This window comes from Kribbella sp. (assembly GCF_035687465.1).
Taxonomy (GTDB): Bacteria; Actinomycetota; Actinomycetes; order Propionibacteriales; family Kribbellaceae; genus Kribbella.
The window spans coordinates 1-2,613 of the sequence record NZ_DASRXP010000112.1; the positions used below are offsets into that span (position 1 = coordinate 1).

Annotated in this window: 4 protein-coding genes; 3 read left to right on the top strand and 1 reads right to left on the bottom strand. The window is 66.7% G+C overall.

Annotated elements, in window-relative coordinates; all coding sequences use genetic code 11:
* The coding region (locus VFG33_RS05565; protein ID WP_325023087.1) for a zinc-binding dehydrogenase at positions 1 to 180 on the top strand (180 nt) is incomplete at its 5' end.
* 37 nt (positions 181 to 217) lie between these two features.
* Positions 218 to 853 (top strand): NADPH-dependent F420 reductase, encoded by a 636-nt coding sequence (locus VFG33_RS05570; protein WP_325023089.1) that lies wholly within the window; start codon positions 218 to 220, stop codon positions 851 to 853.
* 69 nt (positions 854 to 922) lie between these two features.
* Here the strand turns inward: VFG33_RS05570 and VFG33_RS05575 are convergent, their stop codons facing one another.
* Positions 923 to 1,867, bottom strand: a complete 945-nt coding sequence (locus VFG33_RS05575; RefSeq protein ID WP_325023091.1) for an alpha/beta fold hydrolase — start codon at positions 1,865 to 1,867, stop codon at positions 923 to 925.
* Between the two features lie 89 nt (positions 1,868 to 1,956).
* Between VFG33_RS05575 and VFG33_RS05580 the strand changes: the two genes are divergently transcribed.
* Complete coding sequence (locus tag VFG33_RS05580) at positions 1,957 to 2,550, top strand: TetR/AcrR family transcriptional regulator (protein WP_325023092.1); 594 nt, start codon at positions 1,957 to 1,959, stop codon at positions 2,548 to 2,550.
* Positions 2,551 to 2,613: the final 63 nt, after the last annotated feature.

A 2,613-nucleotide genomic window follows, 5' to 3' on the forward strand; every position in this document is an offset into this window, starting at 1 on the left:
CGGGTAAGGCTCACCTCGGTCGGTCCCGACGCGGCGATGCTGACAACCCTGTCCGACCTCGCCGCGGCAGGCGCACTCGCCCTTCGGGTCGCCCAGACCTACCCGCTGGAAGAGGCGGCGCAGGCCCACGAACGCCTCGCCAAGGGCGGGCTGCGAGGACGGCTTGTCCTCATCCCCTGACCATTCGACGCAGCTCACGTCCGGAGGGAAGACCACCATGGCCTCCATCGGTTTTATCGGCAGCGGCAACATCGGGCAAGTTCTTGCCCGACAGGCGATCGCCTCGGGTCACGACGTCGTGATGAGCAACTCCAGAGGTCCGCACACCCTCAGCCGGTTGGTCGACGCACTCGGCCCCCGGGCACGGGCCGCGACCTCCGAACAAGCCGGTGCGGCCGGCGACCTGGTCGTGGTGGCGATCCCGTTCCGCGGTGTGCCGGAGCTTCCGGCGCAACCCTTGGCGGGCAAGATCGTCATCGACGCGAACAACTACTACGCTCCCCGCGACGGACAGATCCCCGCCATTGACGACGGAGACACAGCGGCGAGCGAAATGCTCGCCGCGCGTCTCCCCGGCGCGCGCGTCGTCAAGGCCTTCAACGCCATCAAGGCCGCCGAAATCGTCGAGCATGCCCGGCCGTCAGGCGCAGTTCACCGGCGTGCCATACCGATCGCCGGCGACGACGACGAAGCGAAGCGAGTGGTCACCGAATTCATCGACCAGATCGGCTTCGACGTTGTCGACGTCGGATCACTGGTCGACGGTCGAAGCATCGATCCGAGGGATGCGTGGGGCCCGGCTCTCGACGCGGACGCACTGCGCGCGGCCATGGCCGCGCGAACAGGGCGCTGACCGCACGTCTTAGGTTTGCGGGGTGCCCAGCCTTACGAGCTGCTCGCCGATTCGGCTCCCTGAAAGGCTCTACCCGACACGCGTCTGATCGATGAACGCTGTCAACTCGTCCACGGTTGCGTCGGGCTGCTCGTCGGGAATGAAGTGCCCGGCGTCCGGGATGACGACGCCGGTCACGTTCTCCGCCCAGGGGCTGAGGGCGGCAGCCATGTCGGGGATCGAACCGTGGGAGCTGGAGATTCCCAGGACCGGGATGGTCAAGTGCCCTCGTTCGAGAGCGTCCTGGTTTTTGCGCGCTGATTCCTCGGCGTCACGGAAGTAGGCGAGAGATGCGCGGAGCCCGCCCTCGGCTGCGATGGAGGCGGCGTAGTGGTCGATATCGGTGCTGTCGAACGTGTTGGGGGACAGTGTCTTGACCCTCAGGAACCAGCCCACGTAGTCACGCTCGCGGCCGGTGAGCAGTGTCTCGGGCAGTTCGGGTACCACGTGGAATGCCAGGTGCCAGGTCTTCCACGCCCGTTCGGGATTCGTGGGGATGGTGTCCGGGAGGGTGATTCCGGGGATGCCGGCGTCGAGCAGGGCGACGCCGTGCAGGCGGTCTTGGTATCTCAGGGCGAGCGAGAAGGCGACGCAGGCCCCGATGTCGTGGGCTACGAGCCAGTACTTCGACACGTTGAGCGCGGTCAGCGCGGCCTGGACGCGCGAAGCGACGGTGTGTGTGTCGTAGCTCCCTTGAGGACGGTCGGAGTGGCCCTGTCCCGGCAGGTCGATCGCGATCACGTGGAAGCGCTCGGCAAGGCGCGGCATCGCCTGGTGCCAAGCCCACCAGGTTTGCGGGAATCCGGCGAGCAGCACGACGGTGGGCGCACTCGACCCGCCGCCTTCCACGGCGTGCAGCCGGATTCCTTCCGCGTCGACCCAGCGGTGGGTGAAGCCCGCGAGGTCGCGCAGCGGCAGCCCGGGGAAGTGGTTCTGGCCGGGAGGGCGGTTCGGGTCGATGGCGGTGTCGGTCATACCTCGAGGGTACACATCTTGAACTGTTCAGTTCAAGATAGGATGGGCCAGGTTACGAGGAACTGGCTCGAGAACGGGGTGCGTCCGGGATGGCCGGGAAGAAGCAGTTCGACGTGGACATCGTGCTCGACGCGGCGATGGTGCGGTTCTGGCGGGCCGGGTACGCCGACACCTCGCTCGACGACCTCTCCAGCGCGACCGGATTGAACCGGAGTTCCCTCTACTCCTCGTTCGGCGACAAGGACTCGCTCTACCTGCGCTGCCTGGATCGCTACGCCGTCCGGTACGGAGACAGGTACGAGCAGGCCCTTTCCTGGGGTGCGTCCGGGGAGCCGCTACGGGCGATACAGGCGTTTTTCGAGGTCACCCTCCACCGCATCGCCGACCCCGACGTGCCGGACGGATGTCTGGTCGCTCAGACCGCGATGGCGACACCAGTACTCAGCTCCGCTATCGCCACGCGTGCGATCGAAGCTGTGGGGCTTCAGCGTGCGCGGCTGCGGACCGCCTTGAACACCGCGGAGTTGGCCGAGGGCGACGCCGAGAACTACGCGACTCACATCGTGGCGGTCAACCAGTCGTTGGCCGTGATGAGCAGGGTCGGCGCGAGCCAGAAGCAGCTCCGGACGATCGTCGACATCAGCATGAATGCGCTCTCGCAGGCTTTGCGCAGCCGTACCTGAACTGGTGAGAACACGCTTTTCGGCCTGTCCTCGCCCGCTCAACAATCCCGACGACACCGCGCA